Source organism: Sphingomonas sp. CCH9-E2 (genome assembly GCF_001557215.1).
GTDB lineage: Bacteria > Pseudomonadota > Alphaproteobacteria > Sphingomonadales > Sphingomonadaceae > Sphingomonas.
Map to the genome: position 1 here is coordinate 1 of NZ_LSJM01000107.1, position 1,151 is coordinate 1,151.

Genomic DNA, 1,151 nt, shown 5'->3' on the forward strand with positions numbered 1-1,151 from the left:
TTTCATGGTCCAGACTATCATAGTCTCTGGGCCACTCAGCGGGGGGCAGATCACACGCTGGCCGAGGGCAATAACCGCATCGACGTCAGCGGCACCGATCGCGGTGACGAGGTCGGTGCGATGGCCAAGGCGGTGCTCGTCTTCCGCGACAACGCCCAGGAACAGGAGCGCCTGACCGCCGCCAAGGCTGCGGCCGATGTCGAGCAGAAGATGGTGATCGACACGCTGTCCAGCCATCTTGATTCGCTCGCACAGGGCGACCTGACCCGGCCGATCCACGCCGAGTTCACGGGCTCCTATGCGGTGCTTAAGGACAATTTCAACGGCGCGCTCAAGTCGCTCAGCGACCTGATTCAGTCGGTCACCGAAAGCGTCCGGTCGATCAGCGCGGGCTCGACCGAGATCGAGGCGGCGTCGGAAGACCTGGCCCGCCGCACCGAAAGCGCCGCGGCCTCGCTGGAGGAAACCTCCGCTGCCGTCGCGCAGATCAACGATCGCCTGCGCAACGGCGCCGAAGCGGCGACCCGCACCGTCGGTCGCGCCGATCAGGCGATGGTCACCGTCGGCACCGGTCGCGGCACGGCGGAGGAAGCGGTCTCGGCGATGGGCCGCGTCGCGGAAAGCGCCAAGGGCATCGACAGCGTCATCGAAGGCCTCGACAAGATCGCCTTCCAGACTCGCGTGCTCGCCATGAACGCGGCCGTCGAAGCCGGTCGTGCCGGCGAAGCGGGCCGTGGCTTCGCGGTCGTCGCCGACCTGGTTGGCCAGCTCGCGATGCGTTCGGAAGAAGAAGCCAAGCGCGCCCGCGAACAGCTCACCACGACCCAGAATGACGTCGAAATCGCGGTCGGCGCGGTCGAGCGCGTCGATGGCGCGCTGGTCGGAATCTCGTCCGACGTGTCGGCGGTGCACGAAATGCTGAACGGCCTCGCCCAGGACAACCAGGCGCAGGCAGCCGCGGTGCAGCAGATCGCGTCGGCCATCGGCACGATGGATGAATCGACCCAGCAGAACGCCGCTATGGTCGAGCAGACCTCGGCCGCCGCGCGCAGTCTCAACGCTGAGGTCCGCGTGCTCGGCGAGCGCGCCGACAGCTTCCGCACGGCGGCCAGCGCTGCGACGCGCGCGCCTGCCGCTGCGCCCGCACCGGT

General features: G+C 68.2%; 1 protein-coding gene. It reads left to right on the top strand.

All coding sequences use genetic code 11. From position 1 onward, the window contains the following. Positions 1 to 1,151 (top strand): methyl-accepting chemotaxis protein (locus AX681_RS05805; protein WP_231734870.1); only part of this gene is annotated, 1,151 nt, incomplete at both ends.